Origin of the sequence: Xanthomonas sp. Leaf148, assembly GCF_001423585.1 — a bacterium.
Lineage (GTDB): Bacteria > Pseudomonadota > Gammaproteobacteria > Xanthomonadales > Xanthomonadaceae > Xanthomonas.
Genome location: NZ_LMOP01000012.1, coordinates 410,004 through 428,917, shown reverse-complemented (window position 1 = coordinate 428,917; position 18,914 = coordinate 410,004). Strand labels below are relative to the sequence as shown.

Here is an 18,914-nt window from a genome sequence, read left to right as displayed (position 1 = left end):
GCGGCGCCCACCCAGATGTTCGTTTACGCGCCTCCGTCATGCCACCCGCGTGGCGTCGGGCGCGGCTTGCCGGCGTTGGCCGGTCCTCTCTAGTTTGGAGTTCACAATGCATTGGGTCGATCCTGATTTCCTCCCTGAAACCCGCGGCACCCTGGCGCGTTTTCTGCTCAATCCCAAGGCCGATATCGATGGCCTGCTGTTGACCGATGGCACTGAAGTACACACACCGCCGCACCTGTCGGCGGCCTTGCTCAAGGCGCTCAAGCCCGGCAGCGCATTGACCGTGCGCGGCCTCAAGCCACGCGATGTGGACATGTTGGTGGCCCTGGCGATCGACCCGGACGGCGGCAAGCGCATCCTCGACGAGGGCCCGCATGGGCCGCATGCCAAGCCCAAGCCCAAACCGCCGGCCGGCAAGCCGCCCAAGCCGCAGCTCACCCAGCACGCCGGCACCATCGCGCGGCTGCTGCATGGCCCACACGGGCAGGTGCATGGCGTGCTGTTCGACGACGAAGTGACGGTGCGGTTTCCGCCGCATGCCGGCGTCGACTTCGCCAAGCAGCTGGTGGTCGGCAAGCCGTTGGTAGTCGAAGGCGACACCAAGGCCACACCGCATGGCGTGTTGATCCATGCGCATGCGCTGGGCAGCAAGGCCGCTGCGTTGAAGCAGATCGACCATCCGCCGCATGGCCCGGGCGCGCACAAGCCCAAGCACTAGGCGCCGCAATGTGCCCGCTGCGCTGCAATGAGACAGGCGTCATCGGCGTTGCCCAGCAGGCAGGCCGTGCAGGGCAACACGCAGCAGGGCGGTGTGCATGAGCACGTCGCCCCGACCGCGTGGTACGCGCGCGCTGGAAGCGCTGCATTTCAGCGTGGCCGATGTCCAGGACGGGCTGGGGCCGTTTTTGAGCGTGTTTTTGCAGTCCAAGGGCTGGTCGGTGGGCGCGATCGGCACGGTGATGAGCGTGGGGGGCATTGCCGGCATGCTCGCCACCACGCCGGCCGGCGCATTGGTCGATGCCACCCGGCGCAAGCGCGCCGTGGTGGTGGTCGGCTGTCTGGCGATCCTGCTCGCCACCGCGTTGATCTGGCTGCGCCCGACCGCTTCCGGCGTGGTCGCTGCACAGATCGCATCGGCGCTGGCGGCAGCCGGCATCGGCCCGGCGCTGACCGGCATCACGTTGGGCCTGGTGCGTGCATGCGGGTTCGATCATCAGCTGGCGCGCAACCAGGTCGCCAATCACGCCGGCAACATGCTGGCGGCGGTGCTGGCCGGCTGGTTGGGATGGCGCTACGGGTTTGGCGCGATCTTCGCGCTCACGGCGGTGTTCGGCGTGTTGGCGCTGACGGCCGTGCTGTCGATTCCGGCAACCGCCATCGACCATCGCGCTGCGCGCGGCCTGGGGCATGCCGATGGCGCAGACGCATTGAGCGCCTGGCGGGTGTTGCTGACCTGCCGGCCGCTTGCATTGCTGGCGGTCACGCTGGGGCTGTTTCATCTGGGCAACGCGGCGATGCTGCCGTTGTATGGCATGGCGATCGTGGCCGCGCATGCCGGCGACCCGAGCGCGCTGACCGCCACCACGATTGTGGTCGCCCAAGCCACGATGGTGGTGGTTGCGTTGCTGGCGATGCGCTGGATCCGCGTGCACGGGCATTGGTGGGTATTGCTGCTGGCCTTCATGGCCTTGCCGCTGCGCGCGCTGGTGGCGGCCTCGGTGATTCACGGCTGGGGCGTATTTCCGGTGCAGATCCTCGATGGGCTCGGCGCCGGTCTGCAAAGCGTGGTGGTACCGGCATTGGTGGCGCGCTTGCTGCACGGCACCGGCCGGGTCAACGTCGGCCAGGGCGCGGTGATGACGGTGCAGGGGATTGGCGCGGCGCTCAGCCCGGCGTTCGGCGGCTGGCTCGCGCACGCCTTCGGCTACCGCATCGCGTTTTTGAGCCTGGGCGCAATCGCCTTGCTGGCAGTGGCGTTATGGGCTGGCTGCCGCGGCCTGTTGCAGGCAGCGACCGGCGTGCAGACCGCGTCGTAGTGGCTGCGCAAGCGCGTGCAAGAAAGCGCGTGTGTATTGACGTCCATCGCCAGCGGTGCGTGGTGCATTGCGCTGTGTTGTCGAGAATCGCAAGCCTGGATGTAAAGCCTGAAGACCTGCAGTGCGCATGCAGACAACACGGCAATCATCATCGCGCTGTAAGGCGTGGGCAGTGCCGTGTGTGTGGTGGTCGACCAGGTCTGTGGAACACCTGCGGCAAGTGATCGGTAGACGCCTGGGCATCTCGCTCAGGAACCGAGCGTGCAGTGGTCCATGCAGATTGCTGATTGCCGATAGCGGGCGCGCAGTGCTTGCTGTTGGTGTTGCGTCGAGGCTACTGACCGCCAGCGAAGTTCCACTGCCGCCAGGCTTCGAACACCATCACCGCAACGGTGTTGGACAGATTGAGGCTGCGATTGTCCGGACGCATTGGCAGACGCAGCCGGTGCTGCGGCGGGATCGACTCCAGCACCTCGGCCGGCAGGCCGCGGGTTTCCGGGCCGAACAAAAACGCATCGCCGTCGGCGAACTGCGGTGTGTCGTAACGCACCGTGCTGCGCGTACTCAGGGCAAACACACGCGTGGGCGCGATGGCAGCCAAGGCAGTTGGCAGGTCGGCGTGCACTTGCAGAGTCGCGTATTCGTGATAGTCCAGGCCCGCGCGCTTGAGCTGCTTGTCGCTGAGGTCGAAGCCGAGCGGCTCGATCAGGTGCAGGCGCGCGCCGGTGTTGGCACACAAGCGAATCACATTGCCCGTGTTGGGCGGAATTTCCGGTTGAAACAGGATGACATCGAGGACGGGTGCTGACATGCGCGCAAGTGTAGCTGCGCGCGCGCTTAAAGGCTGATGGCGGCGCTGACCAGGGCTTCCAGTTCGGCCGGCGACGGCTGCAGCTGCGGCACTGGCAGATTGACCATGACCTGACCCATCAACGCACCGATCGCGGCGGCGGTCTGGCCGGAGGCGCTCTGGGCAGTGGCGGCGCTGCTGCGAACCACCAGCTCGGCGCGCTGTTCGGCCGACGGACGGACCTGCACCGCGGCAAGGGTGACAACGCGCGGGCCGGCCTGTTCGGCAGCGAAGGCAGCCAGCTGCTCGGCGGACGGGCGCACCTGCACGGCAGTCAGGGTGCGGATATCGCTGCTGCGTTCCAGCGTCTGCTGAGCGATCTGGTCGGCGGCCGGGCGAACCTGGACGGTGTCCAGCGTGGTCAGGCTGGCGGCTTGGGCAAAACCGGCGAACGTGGTGCCGGCCAGGAGGGCGGCGGAGAGGGCGATGCGCAGGGTCTGGGTCTTCATGGCGAGGTCTCTTGGTGTGGGTGACAAGTGGTGTTGTAGTAAGGTAGTACACCGTTTCGGTATGTGCAAGAACTTTCGAGGCTGTCGTTTATTTGTTCAGCAAAAAGTCAGCTTTCTGTTGCGTGCTTCCGGTGCCGGTTGCATAGAGCAAACCGCGTGCCATCTTCAAAGCATTGTTTTTAAAGATGTATTTGATCTTTGCGGGTGTCCGCGTCCGGACACCCGGACGCGTTTGCGGGCAATGGACAGCGACGCCATCAGTTCCATGCGGCGGATATGCGCAAGTGCCGGTGTGCTGAATGAGGCGTATGGCGCATGCCGGGCACGCGTTTGACCGCCGGACAACTGCGGCACAATCCGGCTTTGCCCTTCGGTGTGGATGACTTATGCGCGTGCTGATGCTGTCTGTTCTGGTTGCCACCACCACCGCGGCGTGCACCTGGGTGCCGATCGAACAAAGCGGCAAGAGCGTGCAGGTATTGCCCGCAGGCCCTGTGCCAGCTGGCTGTCAGCAGCAGGGCGAGGTGGTGGTGACGGTCAAGAGCAAGGTCGGCTTCTACAACCGCAACCCGCTGCGTGTGCAGGAAGAACTGGAGACCCTGGCGCGCAACGAGGCCCCGGGCGCCAATGCCAATACCGTCCAGGCGCAGGGCCAGCCGGCCGACGGAAGCCAGCGTTTCAACGCCTTCCGCTGCCCACCGCGCTGAACCGTTGGGCTGGGGCGGGGGCGATTCAAATGTAAAGATGCGGTAAAACCAGCCAGCGGCTAGACTGACGCCCCCTCGCCTGACGCCATGGCGCTACTTCGATGCTCTTCCAGAATGTCTCCATCGCGGGACTGGCGCATATTGATGCGCCGCATACGCTGACTTCCAAGGAAATCAACGAGCGCCTGCAACCGACCTACGACCGCCTCGGGATCAAGACCGACGTGTTGGGCGACGTTGCCGGTATCCATGCACGGCGCTTGTGGGACCAGGATGTCCAGGCATCCGACGCCGCCACCCAGGCCGCGCGCAAGGCGCTGATCGATGCCGGCATCGGCATCGAGAAGATCGGCCTGCTGGTCAACACCTCGGTGAGCCGCGACTACCTGGAGCCGTCCACGGCGTCCATCGTGTCCGGCAACCTGGGGGTCAGCGACCATTGCGTGACCTTCGACGTGGCCAACGCCTGCCTTGCCTTCATCAACGGCATGGACATCGCTGCGCGCATGCTCGAACGCGGCGAGATCGACTACGCGTTGGTCGTCGATGGCGAAACCGCCAACCTGGTCTATGAAAAGACCCTGGAGCGCATGACTTCTCCGGACGTCACCGAGGAGGAGTTCCGCAACGAACTCGCCGCGCTGACCCTGGGCTGCGGCGCTGCCGCGATGGTGATGGCGCGCACCGAGCTGGTGCCCGACGCGCCGCGCTACAAAGGTGGCGTGACCCGTTCGGCTACCGAGTGGAACAAGCTGTGCCGCGGCAACCTGGACCGCATGGTCACCGACACCCGCTTGCTGCTGATCGAAGGCATCAAGCTGGCACAGAAGACCTTCCTGGCCGCCAAGCAGGCGATGGGCTGGGCGGTGGACGAGCTGGACCAGTTCGTCATCCATCAGGTCAGCCGCCCGCACACCGCCTCGTTCGTGAAATCGTTCGGCATCGACCCAGCCAAGGTCATGACCATCTTCGGCGAACACGGCAACATCGGCCCTGCCTCTGTGCCGATCGTGCTGAGCAAGCTCAAGGAGCTCGGCCGCTTGAAGAAGGGCGACCGCATCGCACTGATGGGCATCGGCTCGGGGCTGAACTGCTCGATGGCGGAAGTGGTTTGGTGAGTGTTGCCAGCTCGGGCGCGGCATAAGCCTTCATTTATGCCGCGCTGAATCGCTACTTAGGAAAGAAAGTGGTAAAAAAGTTTCCTTACTGGCCCAGTCGTCGGTTGTAAGGAAAACCATGCCACACCGCACGACAGGCCATTACGTCGCCGGGGCCTTGGCCGCAAGCCGCTATCAGGCTTTCATCCCGGATCCGTTACCACCACAACCGGCACTGGACTTCACTGTGGCCGAGCTGGTCGCGCGCAAGGAGCGCGCCGACCAGGCGCTGGGACGGCTGGACGGCATCACACTGATGCTGCCCGACCCGGAACTGTTCTTGTATCAATACGTGCGCAAGGAAGCGTTGCTATCGTCGCAGATCGAAGGGACGCAGTCGTCGCTATCGGACCTGCTGCTGTTTGAAATGGATGCCGCGCCCGGTGTGCCGATCGACGATGTCGAAGAAGTCTCCAACTACGTTGCCGCGCTCAATCATGGGCTTCGGCGATTACGCGAGGACGACTTTCCGCTATCGCTGCGGCTGTTGCGCGAAGTACATGCCTTGCTTCTGCAAGGCGGGCGCGGCGCTGGCAAACAGCCGGGCGAATTTCGCCGGACTCAGGTCTGGATAGGTGGCGCGTCGCCTGCACTGGCGCAGTTCGTCCCGCCACCACCGGATGCACTGCCTGCAGCGCTGGCTGCGCTCGAACAGTTTTTGCACGCCTTGCCCGGGCAGACGCCGCCGTTGGTAAAGGCGGCGCTTGCGCATGTGCAATTTGAGACCATCCATCCTTTCAGCGATGGCAACGGGCGCCTCGGGCGCTTGCTGATCACCTTGATCTTGTGCAGCGAAGGCGTATTGCGCGCACCCAGCCTGTATCTGAGCCTGTACTTCAAACGTCGCCGTGCCGAGTACTACGACCGCCTCAATGCAGTCAGGACAACCGGCGATTGGGAAGGGTGGCTGGGCTTCTTTCTGGATGGCGTCGCGGAAACAGCGCAACAGGCGGTCGACACCGCGCAGCGGCTGCTCGCGCTGTTGGCACGCGATCGCGCAAGGATTACGGCGCTGGGTCAGCGTGCCGGCAATGTCGGGTTGGTGTTCGAGCACTTTGCACGCCGGGTCGTTTTGTCCGTGCCGCAGGTTGCGCCGCAGCTGTCGCTGAGCGCGCCGACCATCCGCGCGGCAATACGCACCCTTGAGCAACTGGACATCGTCAACGAACTCACCGGACAGCAGCGGCATCGCATCTTCGCGTACCAGGCCTACCTCGGCATCCTCAGCGAGGGCGCGCAGCCGCTATGACTGATGTAACGTGCGCGCTCTGTTGCGCTGCCGCCGGTTTGGTGTGGTGTGCGTGCCGCTGTCGTGGCCGGGTGTACCGGCCACACGTCAAAATAGTCATGAGAGAGATCCGGCTGCATGTGCAGATGCTGTGATAAGGCGCATTGCCCGGATTCAACACAGTCGAGAAATCAATGAACTACCCAGGCTACCCCTTCACCCCCAAGCGCCTCGATGTGCGGCCCGGCGTTGCGATGTCGTATCTGGACGAGGGTCCACGCGATGGCGAGGTGGTCGTGATGCTGCACGGCAATCCGTCGTGGAGCTATCTGTGGCGGCATCTGGTCAGCGGGCTGTCCGATCGCTACCGCTGCATCGTGCCCGACCATATCGGCATGGGTTTGTCCGACAAGCCGGACGATGCACCCGATGCGCAGCCGCGCTATGACTACACCTTGCAGTCGCGCGTAGACGATCTGGATAACTTGTTGCGGCACCTGGGCATCACCGGGCCGGTCACGCTGGCGGTGCATGACTGGGGCGGCATGATCGGGTTCGGCTGGGCGTTGTCGCATCACGCGCAGGTCAAACGATTGGTGATCACCAATACTGCCGCATTCCCGCTGCCGCCGGAAAAGCCGATGCCGTGGCAGATTGCGATGGGACGCCATTGGCGGCCGGGCGAATGGTTTATCCGCACCTTCAATGCGTTTTCGTCCGGCGCCTCATGGTTCGGCGTATCAAAGCGCATGCCCTCGGCCGTGCGGCGCGCCTATGTGGCGCCCTACAACACTTGGCGCAACCGCATCTCCACGATCCGTTTCATGCAGGACATTCCGCTGTCGCCGGCCGACAAGGGCTGGTCGTTGCTGGAGCGTTCCGCACAGGCATTGCCGTCGTTTGCCGACCGCCCTGCATTTATCGCCTGGGGCCTGCGCGATATCTGCTTCGACAAGCACTTTCTGGCCGGTTTTCGCCGCGCATTGCCGAATGCGGACGTGACTGCATTCGAGGATGCCAATCACTACGTGCTCGAAGACAAGCACGACGTGTTGGTGCCGGCGATCCGCACGTTTCTGGACACGCATCCGCTGTAAGCGATGCACGCCGCTGCTGACCCATGCGCTGGTGCGCAGGTCAGCAGCGAGGCATGTTCACGAGGTTGGCAGCGGATTGCGCTGTGCGTCGTCCACGCCGATCCAATCGTCCTGCGTCAGCGCATGCAGGCCATGCGCCAGGCGCGACTTGTCGCATTGCGCACTGCGCTCGCCGAATTCCAGCGAGGCCGGTACGGCGGCGCAGGAGGACGGGCGGCGATCGTGGATGCTGCAGCGGCTGTAGCGGCCGATGTCCGCATCCAGGGCGATGCAGCGCGGTTGCGATTGCGAGGTGCCGCGCATCACGCGCTCATGCGTGCGCAAGGAGTCGGTCAGTTCGATCGGCACCCTGCCGCCCAATGCGGGATCGGCTTCGCTCCAGTGGAAACTGACGCGGAAATAGGCGCAGCAAGCGCCGCAGGTAAGGCAGGGGTGTGCCATGGAATGCCGGGCCTGGCGCGGCGAAATCGCGTGGGGAGCGCGGCATTTTGACCGAACCGTGCTGCGATACAAGGGGCGTGGTAGCGCGTAGGTCAGCGATTCATCTGCCTGGACCTGCCAAGACCGACAAAGGGCGTGCATGCATTGCGCGGTGGTTAGGCCGTATAGCGCCAAACAGGCGCCGCATCCGTACGTCGGCTCCCGTTCGATTAGTCCGATCGCGGCGTGCGGCGCGCAATCCCTGCAAGGGCTAGTGCACGCCTGATCCTGGCGATAGATGCAAGCAGCCGGCACCGTAAGTGCATGGGTGATAATACGGCGATGACTACTCTCTGCAATATCGCTGCCACCTTGCCGCAGCTGGCGCGCGAGCGCCCCGATCAGATCGCCATCCGCTGCCCCGGCCGCCGCGCCGCCAACGGGTTTGCGGCCTACGACGTGACCTTGAGCTATGCCGAACTGGATGCACGCAGCGATGCGATCGCGGCCGGCCTGGCACTGCACGGCATCGGCCGTGGTGCGCGCGCGGTAGTGATGGTGCGGCCGTCGCCGGAGTTCTTCCTGCTGATGTTTGCGTTGTTCAAGGCCGGTGCGGTGCCGGTGTTGGTCGACCCGGGCATCGACAAACGCGCGCTCAAACAGTGTCTGGACGAAGCGCAGCCACAGGCGTTTATCGGCATTCCACTCGCGCAGCTGGCGCGCCGGTTGCTGCGTTGGGCGCGCTCTGCCAAGCAGATCGTCACTGTCGGTGGACGCTACGGCTGGGGCGGGGTGACGCTGGCGCGCGTAGAGCGCGATGGCGCCGGCGCTGGCAGCCAACTGGCCGATACCGCACCGGACGATGTGGCGGCGATTCTGTTCACCAGCGGCTCCACCGGCGTTCCCAAGGGCGTGGTGTACCGGCACCGGCATTTTGTCGGGCAGATCGAGCTGCTGCGCAACGCCTTCGGCATGCAGCCCGGTGGCGTGGACCTGCCGACGTTTCCACCGTTTGCCTTGTTCGATCCCGCCTTGGGGCTGACCTCGGTGATCCCGGATATGGACCCGACCCGTCCGGCCACCGCCGACCCGCGCAAGCTGCACGATGCGCTCAACCGCTTCGGAGTGACGCAGTTGTTCGGCTCGCCGGCGCTGATGCGCGTGCTGGCCGACTATGGGCAGCCGCTGCCCAACGTGCGCCTGGCAACGTCGGCAGGCGCACCGGTGCCGCCCGATGTGGTGGCCACCATCCGCGCGCTGCTGCCGGCCGATGCGCAATTCTGGACCCCGTACGGCGCCACCGAATGTCTGCCGGTAGCGGCGATCGAAGGTCGCACTCTTGACGCGACCCGTGCCGCCACCGAAGCCGGTGCCGGCACCTGCGTGGGGCAGGTGGTCGCGCCCAATGAGGTGCGCATCATCGCCATCGACGATGCGGCCATTGCCGATTGGAGCGGCGCGCGTGTGCTGGCCGTGGGCGACGTCGGCGAGATCACCGTCGCCGGCCCCACCACCACCGATACTTACTTCAATCGCGATGCGGCCACACGGATCGCCAAGATCCGTGAGCGTAGCGACGATGGCAGCGAGCGCATCGTGCACCGCATGGGCGATGTCGGCTATTTCGATGCGGAAGGACGCTTGTGGTTTTGCGGGCGCAAGACCCATCGTGTGGAAACGGCCACCGGCCCGCTGTACACCGAACAGGTGGAGCCGGTGTTCAACGTGCATCCGCAGGTGCGGCGCACCGCCTTGGTCGGTGTGGGTGCGCCCGGGCAACAGCAACCGGTGCTGTGCGTGGAGTTGCAGCCGGGCGTGTCGGCATCGGCTTTTGCGGACGTGCAAACCGCATTGCGTGCGCTGGGCGCTGCGCATCCGCATACCGCCGGTATCACGCGTTTTCTGCGGCATTCCGGCTTTCCGGTCGATATTCGCCACAACGCCAAGATCGGCCGCGAAAAACTGGCGGTCTGGGCGGCGCAGCAGCGCTCCTGACGTCCACGATGTCCGCGCATTATCGTCTGGATGATCTGCGCATCGATGTGGCGCGGCAGCGCGTGGAGCGCGACGGCGTGGCGCTTGAGGTAGGCGGCCTGAGTTTTCGCCTGTTGCACTACATGCTGCAACAGGGTCAACGCGTGGTGGAGTTCGACGCGTTGATCCAGAACGTGTGGGCACCGGCGCTGGTCAACGAAGAAACCGTCACCCAACGTGTGCGGCTGCTACGGCAGGCCTTGGGCGACGACTCGCGGCAGCCGCGCTATCTGCGCTCGGTACGGGGGCAGGGGTATCAACTGTGCGTGCCGGTGCAGCAGGAACAGGCGCCGCCTGTGCCTGCGCCACGGCGGCGTGGCGTGTGGATCGCCGCTGTTGTGGCGATGCTGGTCGTTGCAGGCGGCGCTGCGGCCTGGTGGGTGCAGCGCGGCGACGCACCACCCGCGAAGGCGGCGTTGTTGCAGCGTGCCGACTACTACGCCGGCATCGGCCAGCGCGACGACAACGACCGCGCAATCGGTCTGTATCGCCAACGCCTGCAGCAAGCGCCGGACGATCGGCAGGCCCAGCTCGGGCTCAGTCGCGCCTACGCCGCACGCGTGTGCCAATACGATAGCGACGGCGGATTTGCACAGCAGGCCCAGCAATTGGCCGATGCGGTGATCAAGGCGCAACCGCGTCTTGCGGCAGCCTACGCCGCGCGTGGTTACGCGCTGGATTGCCAGGGCCGCAATGGCGCTGCACTGGCCGCCTACGAGCAGGCGTTGCAGCTGGATCCGGCGGCCGATGCCGTGCGCGGCTCGGCCGCCTACCTGTACGAGCGACAGGGCAAACTGGTGCAGGCGCTGTCGGCCAACCTGGCCGTGCGCGAGCCAAAACGCGTGCGCTTTCTGCCGATCCAGATTGCCAGCAACCTGAGCCTGCTCGGCTATGCGAGTGGCGCCGAAGCACGCTATCGGCAGAACTTTCAGCTGTATCCGGACGATGCGTTTTCCAATCTGGCCTGGCCCACGTTTCTGTTCGAGCATGGCCGCGCGGCAGAGACGCAGACGGCATTGAACGACGCATTGGGCCGCGGCACCGACTATGCCGGGCTGTCCTTGTTGCAGGCGCAGCTGGCGTGGTCGCGTGGCGACACCGCGCTTGCACGCAGCGCAGCGCGGCAGGCCTTGCAGCTGCGCCCACAGGGCAGCTTTGCACAGACGGTGGTGTGGGCGCTGCACGCCGAGCCGCCTCCGCCAGCCGCCACGCTGCACGCGCATGCGCAGGAGTTGCTCGGCAGCGTCGCGCGTGGTGGCGACCCGTTTGATGCAGTCGATGCCGCGGTGCTGTTGCTGAGTGCGGATGCGCCCGACGCGGCGATGCGCGCCTTGCAACGCGCCGAGGCCGCCGGCTACCGCAACGCCGGCTATTTGCGTCAATCGCCGCTGCTGCAGCCATTGCGCGGGTCGCCGGAGTTTGCCGCGTTGCTGGCACGTATCGATGCCGATCTTGCTGCCCAGCGTGGGCAGGTACGGCGTGCCGATGTGCTGCGTGCGCAGGCAACATCCAACGACGACTGACACTTGGGTGAGCGTGCTCCGGGCGGGCCGACTGCATGCTCAGACGGTGAGGTCAGATCCAGAGTGAGCCATCGAGATCTGCGCGCAGCAGGCACCGGCCGCGCCCTACGGCGCGCCGGTGTGGTGTCGCATCGGTTGCCAGGTCCGGGTGGCGAACACGCCATGCACGCCAACCCGTGTTTGGAGTGGCTAACTGACAGCTGCGTTCACCGCCAGGCAGGTGCGAACGGTGCTCGGTCTGGCATGTTCCACGCGGACATGCCGAGTCAGAGCGCGCCGTCCACACCCAGCTGACGACTGCTTGCGACGTTGTTTTACCGGCTCTCAGTGCTCAGGCAGCGCCTTGAGCACGTAGTCTGTCAGCAAGCGCTGCGACTGTTGGTGCATCTGCCGCGTGTTGTACGCGCTGCGCGTGAGCACCACCACCAGGCGCTCGTCAGGCACCACGAACACGTAGTTGCCGCCATTGCCGGACATCGCCCAGGTATCGCGTTGCACACCGCGCACCGGAAACCGGAAGTGCCAGATCAGATAGCCGTAATCGGCATCCTCGCGCGCCTGCGCGTGCACGCTGGTCATCGCCTGCACCCAGTCGGCAGGAATCACCTGGCGGCCTTGCCAGCGGCCGTGCGCCAGCAGCAGTTGGCCGAGTTTTGCCAGGTCGCGGCTGCGATAGCGGGTGCCGCCACCGCCCATGCCCACACCTTCGGACGACAGGTTCCACTGCGCCCGCTCGATGCCCAGCGGTGTTTCCAGCACCTGCGCCGAAAAGGCCGGCAGCGGCTCGCCGGCGACTTTTTCCAGCATCGCACCCAGCAGGAAGGAGCCGGCGGTGCAATACGAAAACGCGCGGCCGTGCGGGCTCTGTGCGGGCCGCGGCGTCCACGGCGCATAGCCGCGGATCGGCAGATCCAGCGCGAACTGCGTCCAGTCCGCACTCACGTACATGCGTTCTTCGTTGCCGGCCGAAAATGTATTTTCGTCGTTGCATTCCAGCTGCGAGCTCATCGTCAGCAGGTCTTCGACGGTGATCGCACGCTTGCGCGGATCGGGGTGCTGCCAGTGCCGCTCGCCAAAAGCGTCGTAGACCTTGGCCTGCACGTCGGGGATCAGCTTGCGCGCGATGGCCGCCCCGACCAGCAATCCGGTCACGCTCTTGGTCAACGAGCGGGTGTCGTGCAGGGTCTGTCGATCGGCATCGCCCAGGTAGCGCTCGTAGACCAATGCGCCGTCGCGTGCGATCACCAGGCTGGTGGTGGAGGGGGCCAGATCGGCGGCGAGCGCCTGCTCCATCTGCGCCAGCAGCGGAAGGTTCCAGCCCTTGGCGGCAGCGTTGGCGACCGGCCAGCCGTCGTCCAGGGCTGGCGGTGTGGCGGCCGGCGGCGCGGGCGCTGCTGCTGTCGAGGTGGCAACTGGCGCCGCGGCGTGCAGCGTGGAGACGTAAAGCAGGGGCAGCAACAGCAGTGACAGGCGGGTCATGACAACTCCAGCGATCGAGGGTCCGGCCATGACGCCTGCGCCGCGAATGAACTGCCTGATGCCGCAATGAAGAATTATGAAGGTCTTTGCGATCAAAGGGTTAGCCGCGCCGCTCGCGAGAAAAAATGCACGCTGCGTCGCCCTGACGGTCCTGTCCGGCTATTGTGTGCGCCCTGCAGGAGCGATGGGTGTGGCGTGATGAAAGTGCTGGTGACCGGCGGTGGTGGATTTCTTGGCCAGGCGTTGTGCCGCGGCTTGCGTGCGCGCGGGCACGAGGTGGTGAGTTTCCAGCGCGGCGATTACCCGGTGCTGCAGACGCTGGGCGTGGGCCAGATCCGTGGCGACCTGGCCGACCCGCAGGCCGTGCGGCATGCCTTCAGCGGCATCGATGCGGTGTTTCACAACGCCGCCAAGGCCGGCGCCTGGGGCAGCTACGACAGCTATCACCAGGCCAATGTGGTGGGCACGCAGAACGTGCTCGACGCGTGCCGCGCCAATGGCGTGCCGCGGCTGATCTACACCTCCACGCCCAGCGTCACCCATCGCGCCACCCATCCGGTGGAGGGCCTGGGCGCCGACGAAGTGCCGTATGGCGAAGACCTGCGCGCCGCGTACGCAGCGACCAAGGCGATCGCCGAGCGTGCGGTCCTGGCGGCCAACGATGCGCAGCTGGCCACGGTGGCATTGCGTCCGCGGTTGATCTGGGGGCCGGGCGACAATCATCTGTTGCCGCGGCTGGCGGCGCGCGCGCGCGCCGGTCGCCTGCGCATGGTGGGCGATGGCAGCAACCTGGTGGACAGCACGTACATCGACAACGCCGCGCAAGCGCATTTCGATGCGTTCGACCATCTTGCGCAGGGTGCTGCCTGCGCGGGCAAGGCGTACTTCATTTCCAACGGCGAACCGTTGCCGATGCGCGAGTTGCTCAATCGCTTGCTCGCGGCCGTGGACGCGCCGGCAGTGACGCGCTCGTTGTCGTTCAAGACCGCGTATCGCATCGGTGCGGTGTGCGAAACCTTATGGCCACTGTTGCGTCTGCCTGGCGAAGTGCCGTTGACGCGGTTCTTGGTCGAACAGCTGTGTACGCCGCATTGGTACAGCATGGAACCAGCGCGCCGCGACTTCGGCTATGTACCGCGTATCAGCATCGAAGAAGGCCTGAATCGGCTGCGATCCTCATCTTCCAACGACATCGCCATCACTCGATAAAGACCGCCATCTGATCAGGATACGTCTGCGCCGATTCGGCACGACAACTTCTGGAACCCTTGCCATGCTGCATTACGCCATCATCTTTTTCGTCATCGCCATCATCGCCGCTGTGCTGGGCTTCAGCGGTATCGCCGGTGCGGCGACCAACATCGCCTGGATCCTGTTCGTGGTGTTCCTGATCCTGGCAGTGATCTCGATGTTCCGTCGCGGCAAGGTCTAACGCCTCACCGCGATACGTCACGGCAGCGGCGCTGCCGGTCGGCGCTCACATGGCCCGCTTCCGCAAGGAGGCGGGCCATGTGCGTTATGGCGGTTGTCAGCGGGGTTTTTGCATCTCACAGCAGCTTTTCCAGGTATTGCACTTGCTTGCCATTGGCCAGCAGCGCATCGCCGATCGGCACGAATCCCAGGTGTCGATGCAATGCCAGTGAGGCCGGGTTGGGCGGGCTTAGATTGACTTCGCACACCACGCGCGGTTGCGCTGCTGCACGCGCGCTGCGGATGAGGTCGTCGTACAGCTGCACCGCAAGGCCGCGTCGCTGCGCATGGGCGGCGATCACGATGCGGTCCACGTACACAAAGCGCGCGAAGCGCTCCGCCAGCCATGCAAAGTTTGCATTGGCATAGGCAGCGCTCTGATCCAGTGCGATCAACAGGCCGTCGGCCGGTGGGACGAGGCGGGCGTGCCAGGCCATCTGCAATAAAGCGGTGAGCCCATCGGCATCGAGCAACGACAGTGCGGTGGCGTGCGTATTGTTGAGTGCGAGCAGTGCCGCATGGTCGTGCGCTTGCACTGCGCGTAACTGCGCCGCACTCATGCGCGCGCGTCCACCGCGCTGCGCAGCAGTTGATCGTCCGCATGCCGTTGCAAGGCCAGCTCGATCAACTGCGTGATCAAGCTACGATAGTCCAGCCCGCTTGCCTGCCATAACTTTGGATACATGCTTATGCTGGTGAAGCCAGGCAGCGTATTGACCTCGTTGATCACGATGCGCCCGTCAGCACACAGGAACACATCCACGCGTGCCATGCCGGCACAGTCCAGCGCTTGATACGCCTGCACCGCAAGTTGCTGGATGCGCTGCTGCGTCTGCGCATCGAGATCGGCGGGGATCACGATGTCGGCGCCATCTGCGCTGATGTATTTGGTGTCGTACGAATAAAACGCATCGTGTACCACCACCTCGCCGCACACGCTGGCCTGTGGCGTGGCATTGCCCAGCACTGCGCATTCGATCTCGCGACCGACAATGGCCGCTTCCACCAGCACCTTGTGGTCGTAGGACAACGCCAATGCGAGCGCGGCGGCAAAGGCGTCCGCGCTGCGCACCTGGCTGACGCCCACCGATGAGCCCTGGTTGGCCGGCTTGACGAACAGCGGCAACCCCAACTGCGCGATCAGCGCATCCACATCGGCCTGCGCGGCGGTGTGGCGGTTGAAGCAGACAAACGGCGCCACCGCCAGGCCGGCATCGCGCAGCACGCGCTTGGCCATGTCCTTGTCCATCGCCACCGCCGAACCAAGCACGCCGGAGCCGACGAAGGGCAGGTTGGCCATGCGCAACAAGCCCTGCAGCGAGCCGTCCTCGCCCAGGGTGCCGTGCACGATCGGAAACACCACATCGATCTGTGCCAGTGCCTGCTCGGTATCCACCGGCCGCAGCTGCGCGTGCTCGGCGCCGGGTAGCACCGCCACCGAGCGGCCGCTGCGGTGCAAGGCGATCCGGCCCGGGTCGTCGGCATCGTGCAGAAAGCTGTCCGGCGCGCTCAGATGCCACTGGCCCTGCTTGTCGATGCCGATCAGCACCGGCTCGAAGCGCTGCGGGTCGAGCGCGTCCAGGAGGTTGCGCGCCGATTGCAGCGAAACCTCGTGCTCGGCGGATTTGCCGCCAAAGATGAGACCGACCCGGATCTTGCGCATCGCCTGCTCCTGCCAACTGTTCGAGAAGGCGCCAGCATGCCCGTGACCGGCCGGCCGAAGGAAGTCGGCAGATCCTGCGCGGTCGGCAGCTGTGCACGGACGCCGCGCTCATCGCCGCAGGGCGCGATGGCCGATGACGTGCGGCCTACAAAGCGCAGCATCCCGGCGAGCCGCGGTGCAGCGCCGGCCTGCCAGGCAATCCAGGCAATCCAGACAATCCAGACAATCCAGACAATCCAGGCAGCGGCCCCCGCATTGATCGCTCTACTGCCAGACAAGCGCCTGCCATGGCCACCGCAACAGCCCCCAGCGCGCAACGCCTCATCACCGTCAGTCAGCTGCGACATGCAGGGGCGGTAGAATGCGCCCATGCCCGGATCATTCTTCAACTCCCTCAAGCCGCTCGCCGGCCAGGCCCTGCAGGCCGCGCTCAATCGCGCACTCGCGCTGGACCCGGATACCCGCGATGCCCTGTTGCCGCTGGAAGGCCAGCGCATCGCGCTGACCCTGGACGCGCCCGCCTTGGCGCTGCAGATCCGCGTGCACGAGCGCCGGCTGCTGGTCGGCCCGGTCGATCAGACACACGAGCCGGATCTGGCGGTGCGCAGCAGCCTGGCCGGGTTGCTGGGGCAGCTGCCGTTTCTGGCCAACGCGCGCCGCAGTGGTGCACCGGCGGGGCGACTCAAGGTCTCCGGCGATGCGGAACTGGCGCGTCAGCTGCAGCAACTGGCCGGCCGCTTCGACCCGGATTGGCAGTTGCCGTTCGTGGCGGTGTTCGGCGAGATCCTGGGCGTGCAGATCGCCGGCGCGGTGCGTGCAGCGTTGCAGCAGGCGCGTCGCAGCGCCTCGGATCTGGCGCATAGCGCGGCCGAATTCGTCACCGAAGAATCGCGCGATGTGGTGCCGCGTGCCGAGCTCGAGGCCTTCCACGATGACGTGGACGAGCTGCGCGACGACGTGGAGCGGATGGCCGCGCGCGTGACCCGCCTGCTTACCGCCGGAGGCGCGGCATGAAGGCGATTTTGCGGGCCAGCCGCATTGGCCGGGTGATCTTGCGCTATCGCCTGGACGACCTGCTGCAAGGCACCGCCGCCGAACGCTGGCTGCGCTTGGCCAAGCCGTTCGTGCCGCGTGCCAGCGCCGAAATCGCCGCGCAATCGCGCGGTGCACGGCTGCGATTGGCGTTGCAGGAACTCGGCCCGATCTTCGTCAAGTTCGGGCAGATCCTGTCGACCCGCCGCGACCTGATTCCCGCCGATGTGGCCGAAGAACTCACCTTGCTGCAGGACCGGGTCAAGCCGTTCGATGGGCAGGCCGCGCGCCTGATCGTGGAAGGTGCGCTGGGCCTGCCGGTCAGCGTGGCATTCGCTTCCTTCGACACCGTGCCGCTGGCATCGGCCTCGATCGCGCAGGTGCATGCGGCCACCTTGCCGCCGGACGCCAACGGCGTGCGCCGCGAAGTGGTGGTCAAGGTGTTGCGCCCGGACATCGAGCGTCAGATCGACGCCGATATCGCGCTGCTGCATTCGCTGGCCACGCTGGTCGAACGCACCCATCCGCGCGCCGACAAGATCCGTCCGCGCGAAGTGGTGGCCGAGATCGAAGGCACCTTGTCGGCCGAACTCGATCTGCAGCGCGAAGGCGCCAATGCCAGCGTGCTGCGCCGGTTCTGGGAAGGCTCGGACGATCTGTACGTGCCGGAAGTGATCTGGTCGCACACCGCCGAGCGCGCGCTCACGCTGGAGCGCGTGTACGGCATTCCGTCCGACGATATCGCCAAGCTCGATGCTGCCGGCATCGACCGTAAGGCGCTGGCGGCCAAGGGCGTGCGCGTGTTCTACACGCAAGTGTTCCGCGACAACTTCTTCCATGCCGATGCGCACGCCGGCAACATCTGGGTCGACTCGGACCCGGAGCGGCGCCTCAATCCGCGTTTCATCGCGCTGGATTTCGGCATCATGGGCCAGCTCTCGCAGGAAGATCAGTACTACCTGGCCGAGAACTTCATGGCGATCTTCCACAAGGATTATCGCCGCATGGCCGAGCTGCACGTGGAGGCGGGCTGGATGCCGTCCAACGTGCGCATCGACGAGCTGGAAGCGGCCGCGCGCTCGGTGTGCGAGCCGTACTTCACCCGGCCGCTGTCGGAAATTTCGTTGGCGCAGGTGCTGATCAAGTTGTTTCGCGTGGCGCAGCGCTACGAGTTGACCTTGCAGCCGCAGTTGATCCTGCTGCAGAAGACGCTGCTCAACATCGAAGGCGTGGGCCGTCAGCTCGATCCCAAGCTGGATATCTGGGCGGTGGCGCGACCGGTGCTGGAGCGCATCCTGCGCGAGCGTTACAGCCCGCGGCGCATGCTGGGCGAGTTGAGCAAGCGGCTACCGGAAATCATGACCCACGCACCGGACATGCCGCGCCTGGTGCACAGCTGGTTGAAGCAGCAGGTGGAAGGCCGGCATCAGCTGTACATCCGTTCGAGCGAATTGCGCGCGCTGGACATCAGCCTGCGCAAGCTGCAGACCCGCGTGGTCACGGCCATCACCGGTAGCGGACTGTTGGTGGTGGCAGCCGTGTTGTACGGCCTGCATCCGGATGGCTGGTACCTGGGCACGGTGCCGGTGTGGAGCTGGATCAGCGGCGGCGCCGGGTCGGTCGCGTTGCTGGTCGCGTGGCTGCGTCGCTAGGCAACTGGCTGCGCGACAATCCGCGCGTGCACGCTGCTGCACTGCCCGCGTGCAGCGCATCGCTGCACACCGCTGCCGTGACATGCAGCGCGATGTTGCCGGGCACACACCAACGGC

18 protein-coding genes and 1 other RNA gene are annotated in these 18,914 nt (G+C 65.6%); 13 read left to right on the top strand and 6 right to left on the bottom strand.

Annotated features, from left to right (window positions below; all coding sequences use genetic code 11):
- The first annotated feature begins 106 nt into the window (after positions 1-106).
- Together ASF90_RS18955 and ASF90_RS18950 are read left to right on the top strand one after the other, a co-directional pair.
- Positions 107-718: a hypothetical protein gene (locus ASF90_RS18955; protein WP_055853709.1), complete on the top strand. Its 612-nt coding sequence runs from the start codon at positions 107-109 to the stop codon at positions 716-718.
- A gap of 97 nt (positions 719-815) precedes the next feature.
- Positions 816-2,036 carry an MFS transporter gene (locus ASF90_RS18950; protein ID WP_055853708.1) on the top strand — a complete coding sequence of 407 codons (1,221 nt, stop codon included), beginning with the start codon at positions 816-818 and terminating at the stop codon, positions 2,034-2,036.
- 334 nt (positions 2,037-2,370) lie between these two features.
- Here the strand turns inward: ASF90_RS18950 and ASF90_RS18945 are convergent, their stop codons facing one another.
- Both ASF90_RS18945 and ASF90_RS18940 read right to left on the bottom strand, forming a co-directional pair.
- The gene (locus tag ASF90_RS18945; RefSeq protein WP_055853706.1) at positions 2,371-2,847 is read right to left on the bottom strand and encodes a tRNA (cytidine(34)-2'-O)-methyltransferase; all 477 of its coding nucleotides are present in this window, start codon (positions 2,845-2,847) and stop codon (positions 2,371-2,373) included.
- 26 nt (positions 2,848-2,873) lie between these two features.
- Positions 2,874-3,335 carry a hypothetical protein gene (locus tag ASF90_RS18940; protein ID WP_055853704.1) on the bottom strand — a complete coding sequence of 154 codons (462 nt, stop codon included), beginning with the start codon at positions 3,333-3,335 and terminating at the stop codon, positions 2,874-2,876.
- 386 nt (positions 3,336-3,721) lie between these two features.
- Here ASF90_RS18940 and ASF90_RS18935 point away from each other — a divergent pair, with 386 nt between their 5' ends.
- From ASF90_RS18935 to ASF90_RS18920, 4 genes are all read left to right on the top strand, one after another.
- Entirely contained in the window at positions 3,722-4,042 is a 321-nt protein-coding gene (locus ASF90_RS18935; RefSeq protein ID WP_055853702.1) for a DUF4156 domain-containing protein, read from the top strand.
- Between the two features lie 101 nt (positions 4,043-4,143).
- The gene (locus ASF90_RS18930) at positions 4,144-5,160 is read left to right on the top strand and encodes a 3-oxoacyl-ACP synthase III (RefSeq protein ID WP_055853700.1); all 1,017 of its coding nucleotides are present in this window, start codon (positions 4,144-4,146) and stop codon (positions 5,158-5,160) included.
- A 118-nt stretch (positions 5,161-5,278) separates the two neighbouring features.
- A complete protein-coding gene (locus ASF90_RS18925) occupies positions 5,279-6,448 on the top strand; it encodes a Fic family protein (RefSeq protein ID WP_193552552.1) in 1,170 nt (389 codons plus the stop codon).
- 173 nt (positions 6,449-6,621) lie between these two features.
- A complete protein-coding gene (locus tag ASF90_RS18920) occupies positions 6,622-7,524 on the top strand; it encodes an alpha/beta fold hydrolase (RefSeq protein WP_055853698.1) in 903 nt (300 codons plus the stop codon).
- Positions 7,525-7,581: 57 nt separating this feature from the next.
- Here ASF90_RS18920 and ASF90_RS18915 read toward each other — a convergent pair whose 3' ends face one another.
- Positions 7,582-7,965, bottom strand: a complete 384-nt coding sequence (locus tag ASF90_RS18915; protein ID WP_055853696.1) for a YkgJ family cysteine cluster protein — start codon at positions 7,963-7,965, stop codon at positions 7,582-7,584.
- Positions 7,966-8,286: 321 nt separating this feature from the next.
- Between ASF90_RS18915 and oleC the strand changes: the two genes are divergently transcribed.
- The 3 genes from oleC to ASF90_RS22935 all read left to right on the top strand — a co-directional run bounded on the left by oleC (position 8,287) and on the right by ASF90_RS22935 (position 11,820).
- Entirely contained in the window at positions 8,287-9,939 is a 1,653-nt protein-coding gene (oleC, locus tag ASF90_RS18910; protein ID WP_055853694.1) for an olefin beta-lactone synthetase, read from the top strand.
- An 8-nt stretch (positions 9,940-9,947) separates the two neighbouring features.
- Positions 9,948-11,501 carry a winged helix-turn-helix domain-containing protein gene (locus ASF90_RS18905; protein WP_055853693.1) on the top strand — a complete coding sequence of 518 codons (1,554 nt, stop codon included), beginning with the start codon at positions 9,948-9,950 and terminating at the stop codon, positions 11,499-11,501.
- A 243-nt stretch (positions 11,502-11,744) separates the two neighbouring features.
- A non-coding RNA gene (locus tag ASF90_RS22935) (sX9 sRNA) lies at positions 11,745-11,820 on the top strand.
- A 5-nt stretch (positions 11,821-11,825) separates the two neighbouring features.
- Here ASF90_RS22935 and ASF90_RS18900 read toward each other — a convergent pair.
- Entirely contained in the window at positions 11,826-12,794 is a 969-nt protein-coding gene (locus ASF90_RS18900; protein ID WP_193552577.1) for a serine hydrolase, read from the bottom strand.
- A gap of 384 nt (positions 12,795-13,178) precedes the next feature.
- Between ASF90_RS18900 and oleD the strand changes: the two genes are divergently transcribed.
- Together oleD and ASF90_RS22930 are read left to right on the top strand one after the other, a co-directional pair.
- The gene (gene oleD / locus ASF90_RS18895) at positions 13,179-14,189 is read left to right on the top strand and encodes a 2-alkyl-3-oxoalkanoate reductase (protein ID WP_055853689.1); all 1,011 of its coding nucleotides are present in this window, start codon (positions 13,179-13,181) and stop codon (positions 14,187-14,189) included.
- Positions 14,190-14,253: 64 nt separating this feature from the next.
- A complete protein-coding gene (locus ASF90_RS22930; RefSeq protein ID WP_003468167.1) occupies positions 14,254-14,412 on the top strand; it encodes a DUF1328 domain-containing protein in 159 nt (52 codons plus the stop codon).
- Between the two features lie 115 nt (positions 14,413-14,527).
- On the opposite strand, the gene ASF90_RS18890 is transcribed toward ASF90_RS22930, so the two are convergent.
- Positions 14,528-15,010, bottom strand: a complete 483-nt coding sequence (locus ASF90_RS18890; RefSeq protein ID WP_055853687.1) for a GNAT family N-acetyltransferase — start codon at positions 15,008-15,010, stop codon at positions 14,528-14,530.
- Entirely contained in the window at positions 15,007-16,113 is a 1,107-nt protein-coding gene (gene ddlA, locus ASF90_RS18885) for a D-alanine--D-alanine ligase (protein WP_055853685.1), read from the bottom strand. The genes ASF90_RS18890 and ddlA overlap by 4 nt, the downstream gene beginning before the upstream one ends.
- Before the next feature lie 369 nt (positions 16,114-16,482).
- Here ddlA and ASF90_RS18880 point away from each other — a divergent pair, with 369 nt between their 5' ends.
- Entirely contained in the window at positions 16,483-17,127 is a 645-nt protein-coding gene (locus ASF90_RS18880; RefSeq protein WP_055853684.1) for an SCP2 sterol-binding domain-containing protein, read from the top strand.
- Positions 17,124-18,797 carry a ubiquinone biosynthesis regulatory protein kinase UbiB gene (gene ubiB, locus ASF90_RS18875; RefSeq protein WP_055853682.1) on the top strand — a complete coding sequence of 558 codons (1,674 nt, stop codon included), beginning with the start codon at positions 17,124-17,126 and terminating at the stop codon, positions 18,795-18,797. The genes ASF90_RS18880 and ubiB overlap by 4 nt, the downstream gene beginning before the upstream one ends.
- Positions 18,798-18,914 lie beyond the last annotated feature (117 nt).